Source organism: Chitinophagales bacterium (assembly GCA_041392475.1).
GTDB lineage: Bacteria > Bacteroidota > Bacteroidia > Chitinophagales > UBA2359 > JAUHXA01.
Genome location: JAWKLZ010000001.1, coordinates 2,994,913 through 3,012,367 on the forward strand (window position 1 = coordinate 2,994,913; position 17,455 = coordinate 3,012,367).

Consider the following 17,455-nt stretch of genomic DNA (forward strand, 5'->3'; position numbering starts at 1 on the left):
TCTATTAAGGAGGTGAACAACCTGTTCGGGTTATAGATGCTGCCATCATAGAAAACCTTCTCGAAAATGCGAATTGGGCACCAACACATAGTATGAATGAACCGTGGCGTTTCAAAATTTTTGCAGGAGAAGCCCGCCAAAAACTGGGTGAATTTCAATCCAATTGGTACAAGGAGAACATAATTGGTGACAACTTCAATCCCGCCAAACACCAACAATTGCTCACCCGTCCATCCCAAGCATCTCACATCATCGCTCCAAAGAAGGAGCGTATGAAAAAGTAAGCAAGGCAATCCTTTTGAAGCGAACCGATTACCAAAGTAAGGTTGAATGGATTTAAACACAAAATCGGAGCAATAAAATATCCGTTTACCTTTGGGCGTTCTTTAGAAAACTTTGATCAATGAGTTGTAAAACAATGATGTTGTTTCTGTTGCCAATTTTCTTGCTGCAATGTGATTTTGCAGACAAAGGAGTGGACTACCAAACAGCCCTTCAAAATGGGGCTTTCCAAAACGGTGACATCATTTTTCAAACATCAACTTCTTCGCAAAGCAAGGCAATTCAATTGGCAACACATTCCAGATACAGTCATATAGGTATCATTTACCAAGAAAATGACAAGTATTGGGTCTTTGAAGCCATACAACCTGTCAAACTTACGCCTTTGAAAAAATGGATCAAGCGGGGTGAAAACGGGCAATATGTGGTCAAACGTTTGAAAAATGCGGAGGAGGTACTTACATCAAAAACATTGCAGCAGATGCAAAAAATCGGTGAGCGTTTTCTCGGTAAAGACTACGATTTGTATTTTGAATGGTCAGATAAACGCATCTATTGTTCCGAATTGGTCTGGAAAATTTACAAAGAAGCATTAGGCATTGAGTTGGGACATTTAGCAACTTTGGAAAGTTTTGACCTCAGTTCTCCGATTGTACAAACCAAAATGAGAGAACGGTATGGAAACTACATACCGATGGAGGAATTGGTGATTTCGCCAGATGCCATTTTTCAATCGCCGCTATTGATAACTGTTGAAAATTGAAGCAAAAGCTTTTTGTTTAGTTTTCTTCAACCTTTTTTAAGCAAATCAGGAGCAATATCGAAAAGTTGTTGTTTGTATTTGCTGTATCCAAAAGTGGTGTGTTCCAAGCGTTCTTGAAGCAAGTTCATCAAAAACTTGATTTCCCATTCAGGCATTAGGATGTTGATTTTTTCTCTATTAAGGAGGTGAATAAAGAAAGTGGAGTACTCAAATACTTTGATGCCGAAAGGTAGAGATTCTACTTTGTAGTAATAAATCCAAGCCACCATATCAGGGCGTTGAGACATTATTTTAAGCACATAGTTTTTTTGAGTATCGTATCGCAGCAAGGCACTCAGCAAAAAATATACACCTGTAAAACCGAAAAACATACATACCAAAGCTAAGGTAAAGGCAAATTTGGGGTGAAGGGTATCCAATACACTCAATATGATACTTATTGCCGTACAAATTAAAATAGCTCCTACCATTACCTTCAAATTTCGGTTTTTTCGCAGCGCATTTTCAATAATGAGGATGTCTATATTCGGCTGATTCAGATCATATTTCACTTTCTGCATGAGAACACAAAAGGATTTATTTTAGAAAATAAGGTTATTTGACAAGATTTGTGAAATGAGACGTCGGTAGTTCATCTTTCAAAAAGACTGTTTAGGCATTTTATGGAAGATTATTTTTTACAAGACGAAACTACCGAAGTCTTTATCGACTCCACAGAAATTATCAAAGAACCGAGAATAGGAACTATTGTTCTAATAGCTTACGGATTTACTGCCATTTAGTTAATCGCAAAATTAGTCAATTTGATTTACTGCACTTACATTTTTCGTAAAACTAAAAACAATATCCTCCTTTCTCGACCACAAAAGCTGCAATATTTCGGCGTAATTCTTTGGGATTCATATCATAATCAGGTAGCAACAAGCGCAACATTCGGTTCAAATTTCCCTTTTCCAAGCCAGTCGTAAAACTTGCTACAGCCTCTTTTGCAGCCTTTTGAACATGTGCCAAAGCTTCGTAAAGGTACAATTGCATCATTTGTTCTTGGATAAGCAATTTGGTTTTGTCAGTACTGGTTTTTTGCTGCAATTTCTTGACCTTCAACAACACAGACTCACAAATATAAGCTTCTGCCAACATATCGGACAGGTTCAAAATGATTTCCTGTTCATCCACCATTTTCTTCCGCAATTTTTTACCCGCCGCACCCAAAACCAACAAAAAAGCATTTTTTATTCCTTTCACAGTACGCTCTTCTACTGCAAAATCAGATTTGGATTTCATCGGAATTAATTGCTTCAACAAGTATTTAGGAATCTTTTTACCCGCCACCATTAGGTCTATTTCCTTGGTTTGTAAGCTTCTTTTGGAAAGTTCTGCAATCGTCAGCAAACGGTTTACCTCATTCGTGCCTTCATAAATTTTGGTAATACGAGCATCCCTATAAGCCATTTCGATACCCGTTTCCACAGCATAACCCATTCCACCGTGAATTTGCAGCACCTCATCCGTTGTATAACAAGCCAATACCGAGCCTTTCACCTTGATAATCGAACATTCAATGGCAAATTCTCTAACTGCTTGAATTTTAGCTTCAGAAGAAGGCATCCCTGCTGTTTCAAACTCTTGAGTTTTGAGATCAATGTTGTGTGAGTTGCGATACATTGCCGCATCCATCGCAAAAGTTTGCATAGCGATGTCACCGATTTTGTATTGAATCGCTCCAAATTCGGTGATGGATTTACCAAACTGTTTGCGGTTTATCGCATATTCTACAGCTTTGGTCAACGAAAATTTGCAGCCTCCAACACCTCCCGAACCTGCTTTCATACGCCCCGAGTTCAAAATATTCAATGCCATTTTGAAGCCTCCTTCTCTTTCTCCCAAGAGATTTTCGACAGGAATTTTGCAGTTATCGAAGTACAGTTGAACGGTTGAAGAACCTTTGATGCCCATTTTCTTTTCTTCTGGGCCAATCGTCAAACCTTCAAAATTTCGTTCTACAATAAAGGCAGACAAAGTTTTATCTTGGTCAATTTTGGCAAAAACAATAAATACATCTGCAATGCCTCCGTTGGTAATCCATACTTTCTGCCCATTCAAAAGATACGTTTTCTTGTCTTCCGAAAGCACCGCCTTACTTTTTCCCGAATTGGCATCTGACCCTGCTTCAGGTTCGGTTAAAGCATAAGCTGCTACCCACTCACCCGTTGCTATCTTGGGCAAATATTTGTTCTTTTGGGTTTCATTGCCGTAGTACACAATGGGTAAGGAACCGATAGAAGTCTGTGCGCCAATGGTAGTAGCAAATGAAAAACCTGCCGATATTCTTTCGGAGAAAATGGTATTGGAGGTAAAATCCAAACCCATTCCGCCGTATTCTTCGGGAATACTGATACCACACAAACCCAATTCTCCCGCTTTTCTGAGTACTTCCAAAATTTCGCTTCTGTCTTCCTCACGACTGATTTCCAACTCTCTACCTCGTTTAAAAAAAGGTTCTTGTACTTCTTTGATACAAAAATCAGTAACCATTTCTGCAATCATTCGCTGCTCTTCACTCCATTCTTCTGCAATGAATATATCTTCTGGACTCGTTTCTTCTATGAGAAAATGCCCACCTTTGAGTTTTGAAGTAGAAGATAGGAATGTTTTTGAAGAATTTGTCTTTGATATCATGGTTTTATATAATAAAAATTATTTGTCAAATTTATTTTTGTAAAGATAGCTTATTATTTTAGCTTCAATACCGCACCCACAGAACCCCAATTTTACTCACATTGTCCTTCAACAAGTTAAAATCCATTACCGTCACGCTGCCGTCCAAATTCAAATCCCCTTGAAGGTATTGATTGATGAAACTGATTTGGCTCACATAAAGATTGTAATCTGCTACCGTGATTACACCATTTCCGTCCACATCACCCGCCGACATGCCGTACTCTCCATTACCCAAATCCGCCAACTGATTGCTGCCTCCCATCGCCATTGAAGGAGAGGTAAAATTGTGTGGATTTGCAGCATTGAGATTCAAAATAGTAGCACTCATGATATCCAGATGATTGCGGTGTCGGAGAACCACAAAATAAGACGTACTTCCATTCACATTGAAGAAAGGCACACCTTCGCTACCCGAAACATCCATCAAATTGCCGTTTGTATCCACAAAAGCCATCTGTTTTTCAACGCTGTTGTAGTCGCTGTCCAACAGTTCGACCATCATCCAATCCACCGCATTTGCAGGAAAAGAAGTCAGGATATTCCCATTGACTTCATTCCATGGAGCAGCATTGTAAGGAGAAATGGAGGAGAGTAAGTTGTTGTTTTGTAAGCTATTGCTCATATTGTTAGAGTTGGTTTGATACGCACCTTGTAGCCAAACTTTCGCTTGAAAGCGAACTGCAGCATTGACGCTGAGGATGTGCTTCAAATCGTTGTAACCCGTCAAAGATTCCCATGTATTGGTATTCGCAAATTGAAGGCTGTATTCTGGACGGGTGGCAATTTCGTTGTCATTGGAGGTATCAAAAACCTGCAAGAAAAGAGCATAGTTGCCCACAGGCATATTTGCAGGAAGCGTGACCGTGCCATTTAAAGTAGTCGTTGTAGCTGGAAGCCAAAATCTTGTATCTGTATTTGTGCCAGAAATGAGTGCTTTGTATTCGCTATCATCTGCCGTATTCCTAAGGACTATCTGCAAAAAGCGTTCATTGACAGGAGCTGCAAAACCTACATTTTCAACACCTAAAGTAAAACTGAAAGTTTCTCCAGCAGATGCAGTAAGTGGATATGTTCCGCTTTTCATCACCAAACGATAACCCAATCTTCGCTTGATTTCGTCCATACAATTGTCGGTTTGCCAATCATTGTTAACTTCATTGTTGTAGTCCGAATTGAGGAAAGTATAGTGGAGAGCAGCCATATCTGAAACGGCCTGTCCTGAACAGTTGTTTTGCGGACTAAAGGCATCATCGCAAGTTTCGCCACCGACGCAAACAAATTGACTATCATCAGCAGCATAAGGCTTCAAAATAGCAGTTTGATTGGACGGGAAAGTAGTGTCCGAACCATAATCCCAATACGTTCCATAATCATCTGAGGATGCCAAAAAGCAATCGTTGTGAAATCCAATTCGTGCAATATCGCTTGCGTTGTGCGCTTGTTCAGAAGTCATTGCAGCAGAAGTGACTGAGGCCGCACCCCCATACACATATTTTTGTTTCATTTGTGGATAGCGTACTTGTACCATTCTGCTTTCGGGAACAGCATCCAAAAGCGCAGACAACACCTCTATTCGGTCTTGCCAGTTTTGGTTGGTCAATTTACCCGCCCCTTGCCCAGAAGCATCTCCAAAATAATCGGTGTAATACTGCTCACCCCAAATTCCAATAAATCCATTTTGTACCACCAAAATCACGTCTTCGTTTGCCTGTAAATAAGGGGCTAACTGTGAAATATGCGCCAAAACCCTAGCTTTGGGCGCATCTCCATAAGGCGGACAAGCGGTATCACCACAACTTTGGCTGGGGGTAATCGTATAGGAAAATCGCAAAACGAGCCGCACACCTGCTTGTCGGGCAATGTCGAAATCTGACTGCAAATGGTTCAAAAAAGTGGTGGATAGGTTGTCAGTATTCACAAAGGAATCCAAAATATAATGCCGCAAAATGACACTGATTCGGATGCTGTAATTACCCTGCCACGGAGTGAAAGCGGTTGTTCTTTTGCTCTGCAAATCGCTCAATAACAAAGGCTGAAAATTGCTTGTGTGGCAGTCAATTGGATGGTAAAATCCTCTGTCTGGGTTCAAGATGTCGTCAAAGGATTCGTTGTAGGTGACGGTCTGATTTTGAGGAAATAGTAGAATGAAAGGAGACAGCAGTAAAAACGTCAGAAGATATTTTGGAAGATTCATGGCTAACGAAATTAATAAGTACACGGATTGCAGCAATATTTTTATAAGAAAATCTTCACAATAAAAAATAAATAAAATGTCAACAAGAACGCCCCTTGCCACCAATATACCCGCTTATCGTTGATAAGGAAAAAATACAAGACAGTAGCAACTACCATAATCGGAAAACTAAAGGTGATGATTTCGGCAGGAATCATCAGAGGACCTATTAGTGCAGGAATTCCCATCACAGCAAAAATATTGAAGATATTGGAACCCACGATATTACCCACTGCCATTTCTGCATTGTTCTTTTTGACGGCGCTGATACTGACCAAAAGTTCGGGGAGTGAAGTACCAACAGCTACGGCACTTTGAGCGATTACGTCTTTACCGATGTTCAACAAAGTAGAAAGTTGAATGATGGATTCGATGTTGTATTTGGCGGCAAGGTAAATGAAAAAACCACTGATAACCAATACAGGAACAACTTGCCATTGAAGTTTTGGAGCGATATAATTGACATCTGCTCTTTGTATATTTCTTATTTTCCGTCCACTCTGAAAAGTTGCAAACAAATAAGCAATGACACCAGCTACACACAAAAGTCCTTCTTTGAAGGTAAATACACCATCCCAAATCGTGATTCCCAACAAAGCCACAGAACCTAAAAACATGATAATGTCTATCCGTGCCAAATTCATATTCAGCACCATTTTACGCCCAATCACTGCAATCGTTCCCATCACAAGAAGTGTATTCGCAATATTAGACCCTACCACATTGCTCACCACAATTTCGGATGCATCGTTCATCACCGCAATGATACTCGACACCAATTCAGGAAGTGAAGTACCCATTGCCACAATCGTCACACCAATAATGAAGGGAGGAACACCCAAAAAAAGGCTTATTTTTTCGGCGGCATCAATAAAAAAATCGGATGCTTTGAGCAATACTACCAAACTGAATACGAACACTATCAGCCACAACAAAGCTTCGGGCATGGAAATACAATTAATTTATTAGAAAAATGTAAAATGTGCAATCAGAAGAAATTTAATGGTTAGTTGGATAAAATCACATTTATAAAGATGACAGTAAGAAGTTGCCAGACTATAACAAAGAAATCCCTTCAAAAAGTTGCAAAGGTAAGAATATTTAACATTTGAATATCTGAGAAAGATTTTTTTGTTACTTTTATAAAAAAATACGATATAGCAAATATCCCATGAATTGTCAAAAAGCCATACAATTATTAGAAACAAATCCTCCGCAATTTTATGCTCAATTTGAAGGAATCGTCTTCAAGGTCGTGGATAAATTTTGTGAACAAACACTTGCCAAGTCATTGCAGCAAGCAGACCTTTTTGTGCAAGTAAAAAAAAGACTCCCTAACCGCCTCGCCAAAGTCTGCAAAAAGGTAAAAGAGGAAGTTTATTTCATCACCATCCTCGCCAAATCCATCCAAATCATTTGTGAAGACATTTTGGATGCCGCCTTGATGCAGCAAAAATCACCACAATTGCTGCTTAGATACCAAGATTTTATCAAAATGCGGGTCATCAGTTTGGTCAATACACAATACTTTAGAGTCGAAGACGAAGAAGACGTACAGCAGATGACGCTTCAAAAAATATTACAAAAAATTCGAGGTGGCAAACTCCAAAATTACCGAGCCGAAGACAATGCATTGTTCAGCACTTACTTCAAAAGAACGATTGAAAACCAATTTATTGACATCCATCGGGTATTGTATGAAAGTCAAAAACGCCAACAAGCAAGCGAACTGAAACCTGAATTGGTCGAAAGTCAAGCGGGCATGAGTTACCATCTATTTGACGACATTTCAGGGGCTTTTGACCGAGAAATGCAGGTAAAACAATTGACCGTCCTATTGCGTACTTTCACCGAAACGAACCGCACAAAGTTTGAAACTTGCCTCAAAACCAACTATTACCTCATCCTCTTGCAGACAGATGCCCAACGGCTTCAATTGTCTGCTCAACAAATCAAGGAGTTCTTACGCTTTTTTGGCATTTCCTATCAGCACGTCAACAGCAAAGAAGTATGGGAAGTATTGAATCCGTACATCGTCGTTTTTGAAGGAAAAGAAACATCTGCGGAAAATCTCCGAAAATGGTTTACCCGCTACCGCAACAAAATATTGGCACGTCTGATGTCCGAAAGTTTGGCGGACTACAATGAGGACGCATCGGATGGCGAATTTTTGGAAATGCTTTTTCAAAAAATCAACAGTGATAGAATGGTTGGAAAAGCTGCTTATCAATGGTTTCGAGAAATTGTAGTCGCCTACTGTGAGTAAGATTTGAAGAAAATAACCGTGAACAACCAAAAATTTGAAAAAAAAGTTTCCCAAACATAGGAAAGTTTTCGTTGGAGTAGGACAGTAAAACAAACCAAGAACCGTCAATGATGAACCAGTAAATGTAATGAAACAATGAATCCAACAACTTACATAAACGAAAAAGGACATTTGAACCAATTAGGGCAAATGTTGTATGCAGACGCAATGAAGGTACAGAAAGTCAATCAGTTACCTACTGAACTACCTGAGCATGTATTTGACTGTGATTACTGCAATAAGCAAGTGCGAGTATTGTATAGCTTGATAGCCGATTTAGATTATCCGCTTGAATCCCATCCTATTTTGGATAAATCAGAAAAATCGAGCCTGAGTCTTTCCGAAAATAGTGATAATTTGGACGATATACTTCAACAACTCATGGCTGAAGCCATACAAATTCCTGCTTATGAAAAGCTCATGGAAACACAAATGGCTTACCGAAACGAAGATGCCATTGGCATTTCTCTACAACAACCAACGGACAATCAATTGTGTAAAGAAGGCGTAGATTTCCATTTCACCACCTCCCAAAAACTCCCAATTACCCTCACCATCGAAAGCCATCAAAAGCGGATTTTCAGAGAAAAATTTGAAGCCGAAACCACTCATATTCATGTAGATTTCCAACCAAAATCTGATTTCCCCACAGGATTGTATTATTGGAAATTGGTATTGAAGGGAAAGAAACCACTTGTTGGAAAAATATACATCTATTGAACTTTGTTTTGGGGTATTAGGGTATTGATGTGTTGGTGTTTTTTTTTGCCCTAAACACAAGCACACACAACATTAACACTTTCTACACAAAAACAAAACCTCCCCAAGCAATACTGCAACACAATAACCCAAAAAACCACAAGCAACCTCAAAACTTCAACACAAAAAATCAATACAATATCAAAAACAATATCTGCGCTATCAAAATCTTAGAAATCAGCGCAATCGGAAACATCATGGCATACCCAAACATCGGAACTTTGTTGTTGCTGCGAGAACTTGCAAAATCCAAAATAGCGGGTTGATTCGCCACCATACCCGTCAACAAACTAAAGGGCATTTTCAATACTTTAAAACCCACCGCCAGCGTAGCAAAAGCGGTCAACATACTAATCAAACCACCCGCCACAAATGCCCACAAACCTGCAATAGAAAAACTCTGCATAAACGCATTGCCCGACCGCACGCCAATACTCGTCAGCAACAAAATCAAACCAATTTGTTGGAGCGTCACATTCGCACTATACGGCAGCGACCACACCACAGGCCCCGTTCGCCGCAATGCCCCCAAAAGTAACCCAACAATCAATGGTCCCCCCGCATACCCCAACTTAAAGCTAAAATTGGGCCCAAACGAAAACTCAATACTTCCCAACACCAGACCCAAACCAATCCCCAAACCAAACGAAAACAAATTTACCTTACTCGATTCGGTATAAGAATCTCCAAAATAATCAGACAATTTATCCAAATCCTCTCGCCTCGCAATAAAGCGCACCCTATCTCCCATCTCCAAAACCGTATCCGCCTTTGCCAACATATCCATATCACCCCGTCTGATTCGGGTAATCACTGTATGGAATTTTTCTTGAATATTCAAAGAAGCAATAGTGCGTCCTGCAATCATCGTATTAGAAACAAAAATACGCCGTGAATCAAACTGACTCCTATCATACTGATACAAAGCATCGCTAAATTTACCAAAAGCCTGCGCAACAGTTGCCACATCCTCCTCGCTACCAATCACTACGATTATATCTCCTATTTCAAAAACCGTATCCCAATTAATCAAGGCTTGATGCCCTTCGTGAAAAATTCTTCCAAAAGATACCTCCCATTCATATTCCTTCAATAAGTCCCGCAATTGAATATGGCAAACCGCTTCGTTGGTCACTTCAATAGAAACCGTTACCATCTTCTCTGCAATCGGGTAAATCTTCTTCAATTGATTCTGTTCCTCCACATAGTCCACCTTCAATACCTTCTCCATCAACACAATCGCTATGATGCTCCCAAAAACTCCCATCGGATAAGAAAACGAATAACCCACCACCGCCTCTTGAATCAACGTCGCAGCCGTTTCCTTATCTATCGAACTATGAATGTAATCCAACACACCCGCCAAAGCTGCCGTATTCGTGGTGCTGCCCGTATAAATCCCTGTAATCGTAGCTGCCGAAAATCCAAACAACAGCCACAAACCCGAGGCAATTACCCCCGAAAACACCAACATCATGAGAATGAAAAGAAAATCTCGGATACCATTTTTTTGGTAAGACGAAAAGAATGCAGGCCCTGAACTCAACCCAATCGAATATACAAACAGTGTCAAACCCAACAAAAAAATGATTTCGGGAATCTGCAAACGAGGATCAATCGCTCCAAATGCCAAACCTGTGAACAACACCGCTGCAACCCCCAAACTACTTCCTTTCACCTTTATTGTCCCCAATAAATAACCCAAAGAAGCCACCACAAAAAGCAATAAAAGCGGATATTCGCTGAAAATTTCTATCATGCGATTCAATATTTAGACCGCAAAGATACACTATGGAGTAAATGAAAATTAAAATGAGAATAAAAATGAAAAACAAGCCCAACACAAATAAAAAAAACATGAACCTTCAAATCCTCGAACTCGCCAGCGTATTGGCAGGGCCCTCCGTTGGAATGTTCTTTGCCGAATTGGGCGCAACCGTCATCAAAGTCGAAAACAGTCGAACAGGTGGCGACGTGACCCGCAGTTGGAAACTCCCTACCGAAGCCCCAAGTAATGACCAACTTTCCGCCTACTATTGCAGCGTCAATTGGAACAAACAAATACTGTTTGCAGACTTTACCAAAGCCAAAGATCGCCAAAAAATCTATGAATTGGTCAAAACAACAGATGTGGTCATTGCCAATTTCAAACAGGGAGCAGACCAAAAACTGGGCATGGACTACGATACCCTAAAATCCTTCAATCCACAACTCATTTACGCACAACTCACTGCATTTGGCACAGAAAGCAAACGCACTGCATTTGATGTGGTCTTGCAGGCAGAATCGGGATTTATGTATATGAATGGTAGCCCAGAAAGTGCGCCCGTCAAAATGCCTGTTGCATTGATAGACCTCTTGGCAGCCCATCAATTGAAGGAAGGCATTTTAGTAGCTTTGCTGCAAAGAGAACGCACCCAAAAAGGAGCTTTGGTGACAGCATCTTTGATGGAATCCGCCATTGCAGCCCTCGCCAATCAAGCCACCAATTGGCTCATGGCGCACCACATACCGCAAAGAATGGGCACCCTTCACCCCAACATTGCGCCTTATGGAGAAATGTTCACCACCAAAGACCAAAAATACATCGTGTTGGCAGTCGGCAATGACAAACAATTTGCAGCTTTGTGTCGGGTATTGCAGATAGAAGGTTTTTCCAAAGACCCTCGCTTTGAAACAAATGCCCAAAGAGTGGTTCACCGTCAAGCCCTACAAGATTTGCTTCAACCGCTTATTTTTCAGCATCTTCGAGAGGATTTATTGCAGCAACTTGAAGCCCAAGAAGTTCCTGCAGGTGCTATCCGAAACATGCAGGAGGTTTTTGAATTGCCGATTGCTCAAAAAATGATTTTGAAGGAAACTACCGAAAATGGACAGGTGACTAAGCGGGTGAAAACAGTTTGTTTTGAAGTGAAAAATGAGTAAAAAAAATGCCCAAGCATCACAAGACACTTAGGCGATTTTTACCAATATCAAATCCCCCAGACCTGATATGTTTCTGTTGTTTATTTTTCCTCAAAAACATCGGAAGTCTTCGAGACTTCCGATGTCTAACGGCTAAAAACTACTTTTCTACCATCAATTTTTCATAAAACCGTTCCCCCAATTCAGTCTCCAATTCCAAGATATACAAACCATTGGGGAGTTTGTCTGCTTCAAAAGTCACCCGATACAAGGTTTCTCCTTCAATCGGTTCTCCCTTCCATATAGCAGCCACCTTTCGCCCATCCATCGCATAGACCGACAAGGAGATTTTGGAGGTTTGAGCCATACTCAATTCGATGGTGGTTTCTTGACCAAAGGGATTTGGATAAACTGTTAATATTTCATTTTCATTGAAGTTGTGGTTTTCACCACCCGATGTTTTACAGCCGCCTCTTCCTCGACCTCTTCCCGTTTTTCGTCCTACAAAGATGTCGTCTGTAGCAGTAGTTCCTGCACAATCCGTGATGGTGACATGGTAAAATCCCGATGTCAAACCTGTCACCTCATTGCCTGTTGTCAAGTCCGAAACAGAAACATTGAAGTCATTGAAGCCCGACCAAGTGTATGTATAATTTCCACAAGCACCATCACCTCCTTCTACTTCAATGGTAATAGAACCGTCCGCATCACCCACACAGGTTTCTAAACCTACTTCCACCGTCATGATTTGCGGCAGCGGATTGGAGGGCAAACCTGCGCTGCTCAATACTACTGTTTCATTGGTGCAGTTGTTGGCATCCGTTGCGGTAAGCGTCCATTCAGCACCATTGGCATACACGATTTGATAGTTCGCACAGCCCGCATTGGAGGAAGGATAATCATTGATGGCAGCAAAACCGCCTGAGCTATTGAAGTCTATGCTGTATGGAGTCGTGCCACCACAGATTTCTGCAATGAAAATGTTTTGTCCCGAACTATTCGTTCCTGTCACCTGTCCAGAACCTTCCATGCTCGGCTCAAAGGCTTCGGGAACCGTGATGGTGGCACACTCGATGTCAAAACAACCATCTTGAATATAGCCTGTTAGGTAAATGTCGTCTAAGTTTGTTGTAATAGGGGAAGGATTGGGCAGGCAATCTTGACATTCGTTGTACACACACACCAAATAATTGCCTGCCGCCAAACCTCCAAAACTTGCGCTTGCTTCTCCTGATTCATAATTTGATCCCGTGTATTCTTGCAATAAAGTATTGCCCAGATTATCTTGAGTGTAGAGGAAAAAATATTGAAGGTAGTTGTTATTTATTTGTTCATTGGTCGTACTGACTTCCACATTGCCGCCTGCACAAATCGTGGCTGCATTGGTGGTCAAAATACCTGATTCTGCCAAACAAGGTGTCGCAATTACCTCCGCCATTGCCGTGCCTGTACATCCTTCTTGATTGGTGACAGTGACGGTATAAACGCCTATTTCTGCTGTCGAAAAACTTTGAGATGTTTCGCCATTCGACCAAAGGTAGGTTTGTGGAGCCAAATCATATACCCCTGCGTCCAAGGTCGCTTCTCTCCCTCTGCAATAGTCAAAGGTGCCTGTGATGATGGGCTGCAATGGGGCTAAGACTTCAATGGAAAGCATGGTATTGCCTTGACATCCATTGGCATCGGTGACTGTCACCAAAATTTTTCCTGTTTCTGGGCCTGCGTTCCAATAGACCTTTGAGGTGTTTTTATTTTCAGGATTTTCAGAAAAACTACCGTTCTGAATCGCCCAAGTGTAGGTGGCATAATTGTCAAAACCATTGCTGTAATTGCCGCCTGAACCGAGTTCTTCATTCTTCAATACATATTTCAACTCAGAGGCTTCTGAACACACTATCCAGTTTTCGTTCAGTGTATTGTTGTTGAAGGCGGGTTTGGGATTTTCATTTTCAATAACGGTTACTTCGTCTGTACCTGTGCAGCCATTGGAGTTGGTGATGGTGACGGTGTAAGTGCCTTCACTTACTTCAATGGTTCGGCTTGTTTCATCGGTTGACCATTTGTAGCTTGTCCAATTGCCAGAATCTAAAGTGGTAAAAGGTTCAGAAACACAATATTGTAAATTGCCTGTTATGGAAGGTTGGTCGGCTAATTCTGTCACAGTTACTTCGGCTGTTGCAGTACAATCATGGCTATCCGTAATCGTGACAGTGTAGATGCCTCCATTTGCTTCAATAGTAGGAGTTGTGGAATCATTCGACCAAAGGTAACTTGTCCAATTTCCTGCATCTAAATTGGTGGAATTGTCGGAAGCACAATATTTTAAATTGCCTTCAATAACAGCCCCACTTTCATAAGCTCCCATATCTACTGTTTCGTTCACAATTCTGGAATTCCCTTCCAAATCAGTAGAAATATCCGCAATGGTTTCTGTTCCACTTTCTGCGCCATCCAAATCTGCTGCATTGTTGCCCATATCTATGGCTGGTGAACAAAACGAAATGCGGAGGTCATTGTTAGTAGGGTCTATGAATAAGGGGTCTTCATCTATGATAATGGTTCCTTCTGAATAACCTCCCTCTACAATACTATTACTGACAGCAGCTTCGCCATCTGGTCCATTAAAAATCTGAGTGCCATTGCCCCAAAAAATACAATTTGCTACATCTGAAAAACCATCACGCTGGTTATAGATTCCACCTCCACCATGAGTACCTGCTGAATTGTTGGCAAAACTGCAATTGGTGACATAAGAAGAACAATCACTTGAATTGTTTATTCCACCACCATTAACCGCTGAATTGTTAGAAAAAACACTATTGGTCACATAAGATTTGCTGTCACTCATGTTGTTGATTCCACCACCGCTATAAGTTGCTGAATTGTTAGAAAAAATACAAGCATTTATGGATGATTCGGTGTTAAAATTGACATTGATACCTCCGCCACTTTCTGCAGAATTACGTAAGAAACTACAATTATCAATCTCATGATATTGGGTATCGAAACCACCGAAAAAATAAATGGCTCCTCCCCAATTGGCAGCAGAATTATCAGAAAAAGTACATTTTTTTACCAAAATGTTGTTTGAACCTCCTACACTGGATATACCACCGCCATCTTTCCCTGCTGAATTATCGGTAAATACACAACTTTCTATTATCCCAGTGTCAATATCTATTCCACCGCCATTAAAGGCTGAAATATTATTGGAGAAAGTACATTTGGTTAAGGTAGTGGTACCACTTCGACTTACCACTCCTCCTCCAACTAAAGCGAAATTGTTAGAAAAATTACACTCCATGATAACTGCATTGCTTAATCCACTGTACATACCGCCACCTGATTCTGCGGTAGAATTGCTGTAAAAAAGGCAATGGGTCAAAGTAATGTTACTAAGTTCGTTGTACATTCCTCCGCCTGAGTTTCGTTGTCTGTATTCAAAGGAATATTCACCATTGGCATTCCCATTCTGAACATCAAAACCATTTATTATTGCAGCCTCACTTAAATTTTTAGTCGCTACCACCGTATAGGCATTGTCTTGTCGAGTAGCATGAGTTTGTAAGTCTTCACCTACCAACCCATCTGCATCATCCATACTGAGGTCGCCATTTAATGTACTTTTATGTACTTCCCAATCCCTATCTCCCATCATAGGGCTACCTGTATTGGGAAAACCTCCGTAGATTGTGAGGTCTTTGTTGAGGTAGAAAGTTTTGTCTCGGTTGTCGGCAGGAGCTGCATTGCCTGTTGCATCTTTGGAAGGATAATAAGTACCTTCGGCAACCCATATTTCATCTCCTTCTATGGCTGCATCTATTGCAGGTTGCAGCTTGTCGAAGGCTTTTGCCCAAGTTGTCCCATCGCAACCTGTTGTGCAAGGGGTTGCGGCATTGACGTGGTAGGTGGTTTGGGCGTAACTGTGGATCGGGATGGCTAAAAAAAGTAGGAGGATCAATAGAGCAAGGTGGATTTGAATCTGTGTTATTGCTTTAAGAGACATAAAAGTTTGTTTTTTGAAATGACAAAGAATGAAATAGACAGTAAAACCGTCACAATTTCATTGCCAGTCTTTCTCCTAAGTCCCTCATTTTGACAAAGCCTTTAACACTCATGTTGCAATCTTTAACACTCATGTTGCATCACACTTTTTTTAAATACAATTTATTAATTTTCCACAAAAAATTATTTTACAATTAAAAACGCATTGTTTTTGCCAATCAAAAGAATGGAAAATACTGATTTTGACCATCCACAAAAGCTTGCCTATTAAATTATTTTGTTCAACCTCACCAAAAGGAGAAAATGTCCATAAAAAATCGCCCAAGTGTCTAAAAAAAAGCACTTGGGCGATTGATATCAGTAAAGATTATCTTGAATGAAAGTCTGACTCAATACATTGGTAGAACCTGTCAACAAATAGCCCCCATCGGGGGTAAAAACCACTTCTTCAAAAATGTTGAAGGTGACATTGTCCTTGTGCTTAAAAAACCGCTCAAATTCCTTTTCGCCCAATTCAGAAAATTTTGCAAAATAGCCATACATCGTAGCATGACATAAGATTATCTTTATTCGTAACCATCAAAACTTTGTTTCTAAAAACCTCAATTCCAACCCAAAAACACACTTACCACTTCAAAAAATGCGTCTGGCTGTTCGGCATGAACCCAATGCCCTGCATCTTCTACTACTTCAATTTTTGCCTTTGGAAAATGAGCAACAATCAATTCATCTGCCTTTCCCGCCTGCATATACCGCTCTGATTTACCTCCTTTCACAAACAAAGTATCTCCTTCAAACACATCAAAATCGGTCAGCGAATTGGCGAGAATATTCGCATAATTGAAGTGAATCGCCTGCAAATTGAATTTCCACTGATAGCCACCCGACTTATTTCGAGTCAAGTTTTTCAATAAAAATTGGCGTACACCTTTCTCCTCTACCAAAGACTTCAAAGCCTCATCTGCCTCACTACGAGATTGCAGCAAATCTATGTTCACGTCAAAAAGAGCCTTGAAAATATCATCGTGTCCAGCAGGATAATCTTCAGGCGAAATATCCACAACCACGAGTTTATTCACACGATTCGGGTTTTCGACTGCAAACTGCATCACCGTTTTGCCGCCCATCGAATGACCGATTAAATGCGCTTTTTCGATATCGTGTTCGTCCATAAACTCCAATAAATCGTCTGCCATCAAATAATAATCGAACTCCAAACTATGCGGAGATTTTCCGTGATTGCGTTGGTCAATCAGATACACTCGGTAAGTTTCCGCAAACTTTCGTCCCAAGGTCTGCCAATTGTCGAGCATACCGAATAAGCCATGTAATATAAGTAAGGGCGGAGCATTGTCATCACCAAAAGATTTAAAATGTAGTTTCATAGTGTTTATAAGTGAATGCAACAAAAACTAAATAAACGCAATTTGCTTATTATCAAACAATTATTTCTTTCGTCTTTCTACTTGTGTCTTTCGTCCAA

General features: G+C 40.6%; 13 protein-coding genes. 5 read left to right on the forward strand and 8 right to left on the reverse strand.

Translation table 11 applies throughout. The annotated features are described in order from the left end of the window. The first annotated feature begins 44 nt into the window (after positions 1–44). Positions 45–284: a nitroreductase family protein gene (locus R3E32_11115; protein ID MEZ4885267.1), complete on the forward strand. Its 240-nt coding sequence runs from the start codon at positions 45–47 to the stop codon at positions 282–284. A 119-nt stretch (positions 285–403) separates the two neighbouring features. Then, complete coding sequence (locus R3E32_11120) at positions 404–1,045, forward strand: YiiX family permuted papain-like enzyme (GenBank protein ID MEZ4885268.1); 642 nt, start codon at positions 404–406, stop codon at positions 1,043–1,045. A gap of 26 nt (positions 1,046–1,071) precedes the next feature. On the opposite strand, the gene R3E32_11125 is transcribed toward R3E32_11120, so the two are convergent. From R3E32_11125 to R3E32_11140, 4 genes are all read right to left on the reverse strand, one after another. Beyond that, positions 1,072–1,605: a hypothetical protein gene (locus R3E32_11125; GenBank protein ID MEZ4885269.1), complete on the reverse strand. Its 534-nt coding sequence runs from the start codon at positions 1,603–1,605 to the stop codon at positions 1,072–1,074. A 274-nt stretch (positions 1,606–1,879) separates the two neighbouring features. Further along, positions 1,880–3,724, reverse strand: coding sequence for an acyl-CoA dehydrogenase family protein (locus tag R3E32_11130; GenBank protein ID MEZ4885270.1), 1,845 nt, complete (start codon positions 3,722–3,724; stop codon positions 1,880–1,882). Positions 3,725–3,788: 64 nt separating this feature from the next. Further along, positions 3,789–5,960, reverse strand: coding sequence for a DUF4832 domain-containing protein (locus R3E32_11135; protein MEZ4885271.1), 2,172 nt, complete (start codon positions 5,958–5,960; stop codon positions 3,789–3,791). Positions 5,961–6,001: 41 nt separating this feature from the next. Beyond that, positions 6,002–6,946 (reverse strand): calcium/sodium antiporter, encoded by a 945-nt coding sequence (locus R3E32_11140; GenBank protein MEZ4885272.1) that lies wholly within the window; start codon positions 6,944–6,946, stop codon positions 6,002–6,004. Between the two features lie 224 nt (positions 6,947–7,170). Here R3E32_11140 and R3E32_11145 point away from each other — a divergent pair, with 224 nt between their 5' ends. Then, complete coding sequence (locus R3E32_11145) at positions 7,171–8,265, forward strand: hypothetical protein (GenBank protein MEZ4885273.1); 1,095 nt, start codon at positions 7,171–7,173, stop codon at positions 8,263–8,265. Positions 8,266–8,400: 135 nt separating this feature from the next. After that, entirely contained in the window at positions 8,401–9,024 is a 624-nt protein-coding gene (locus R3E32_11150; GenBank protein MEZ4885274.1) for a hypothetical protein, read from the forward strand. 169 nt (positions 9,025–9,193) lie between these two features. Here the strand turns inward: R3E32_11150 and R3E32_11155 are convergent, their stop codons facing one another. After that, positions 9,194–10,822: a TrkA C-terminal domain-containing protein gene (locus R3E32_11155; GenBank protein MEZ4885275.1), complete on the reverse strand. Its 1,629-nt coding sequence runs from the start codon at positions 10,820–10,822 to the stop codon at positions 9,194–9,196. Positions 10,823–10,920: 98 nt separating this feature from the next. On the opposite strand from R3E32_11155, the gene R3E32_11160 reads away from it, so the two are divergent. Then, positions 10,921–11,988 carry a CoA transferase gene (locus R3E32_11160; protein MEZ4885276.1) on the forward strand — a complete coding sequence of 356 codons (1,068 nt, stop codon included), beginning with the start codon at positions 10,921–10,923 and terminating at the stop codon, positions 11,986–11,988. 139 nt (positions 11,989–12,127) lie between these two features. On the opposite strand, the gene R3E32_11165 is transcribed toward R3E32_11160, so the two are convergent. The 3 genes from R3E32_11165 to R3E32_11175 form a co-directional block, all read right to left on the reverse strand. After that, positions 12,128–15,973 carry a T9SS type A sorting domain-containing protein gene (locus tag R3E32_11165; GenBank protein ID MEZ4885277.1) on the reverse strand — a complete coding sequence of 1,282 codons (3,846 nt, stop codon included), beginning with the start codon at positions 15,971–15,973 and terminating at the stop codon, positions 12,128–12,130. A 356-nt stretch (positions 15,974–16,329) separates the two neighbouring features. After that, the gene (locus R3E32_11170) at positions 16,330–16,485 is read right to left on the reverse strand and encodes a hypothetical protein (protein ID MEZ4885278.1); all 156 of its coding nucleotides are present in this window, start codon (positions 16,483–16,485) and stop codon (positions 16,330–16,332) included. Between the two features lie 89 nt (positions 16,486–16,574). Then, positions 16,575–17,357: an alpha/beta fold hydrolase gene (locus tag R3E32_11175; GenBank protein MEZ4885279.1), complete on the reverse strand. Its 783-nt coding sequence runs from the start codon at positions 17,355–17,357 to the stop codon at positions 16,575–16,577. Positions 17,358–17,455: the final 98 nt, after the last annotated feature.

Bases quoted from the DNA above. Each gene is read 5' to 3' on its own strand.
- R3E32_11140 (MEZ4885272.1), bottom strand. From the start codon at position 6,946: ATGCCCGAAGCTTTGTTGTGGCTGATAGTGTTCGTATTCAGTTTGGTA.
- R3E32_11130 (MEZ4885270.1), bottom strand. From the start codon at position 3,724: ATGATATCAAAGACAAATTCTTCAAAAACATTCCTATCTTCTACTTCA.
- R3E32_11160 (MEZ4885276.1), top strand. From the start codon at position 10,921: ATGAACCTTCAAATCCTCGAACTCGCCAGCGTATTGGCAGGGCCCTCC.
- R3E32_11150 (MEZ4885274.1), top strand. From the start codon at position 8,401: ATGAATCCAACAACTTACATAAACGAAAAAGGACATTTGAACCAATTA.
- R3E32_11175 (MEZ4885279.1), bottom strand. From the start codon at position 17,357: ATGAAACTACATTTTAAATCTTTTGGTGATGACAATGCTCCGCCCTTA.
- R3E32_11125 (MEZ4885269.1), bottom strand. From the start codon at position 1,605: ATGCAGAAAGTGAAATATGATCTGAATCAGCCGAATATAGACATCCTC.
- R3E32_11120 (MEZ4885268.1), top strand. From the start codon at position 404: ATGAGTTGTAAAACAATGATGTTGTTTCTGTTGCCAATTTTCTTGCTG.
- R3E32_11135 (MEZ4885271.1), bottom strand. From the start codon at position 5,960: ATGAATCTTCCAAAATATCTTCTGACGTTTTTACTGCTGTCTCCTTTC.
- R3E32_11145 (MEZ4885273.1), top strand. From the start codon at position 7,171: ATGAATTGTCAAAAAGCCATACAATTATTAGAAACAAATCCTCCGCAA.
- R3E32_11155 (MEZ4885275.1), bottom strand. From the start codon at position 10,822: ATGATAGAAATTTTCAGCGAATATCCGCTTTTATTGCTTTTTGTGGTG.
- R3E32_11165 (MEZ4885277.1), bottom strand. From the start codon at position 15,973: ATGTCTCTTAAAGCAATAACACAGATTCAAATCCACCTTGCTCTATTG.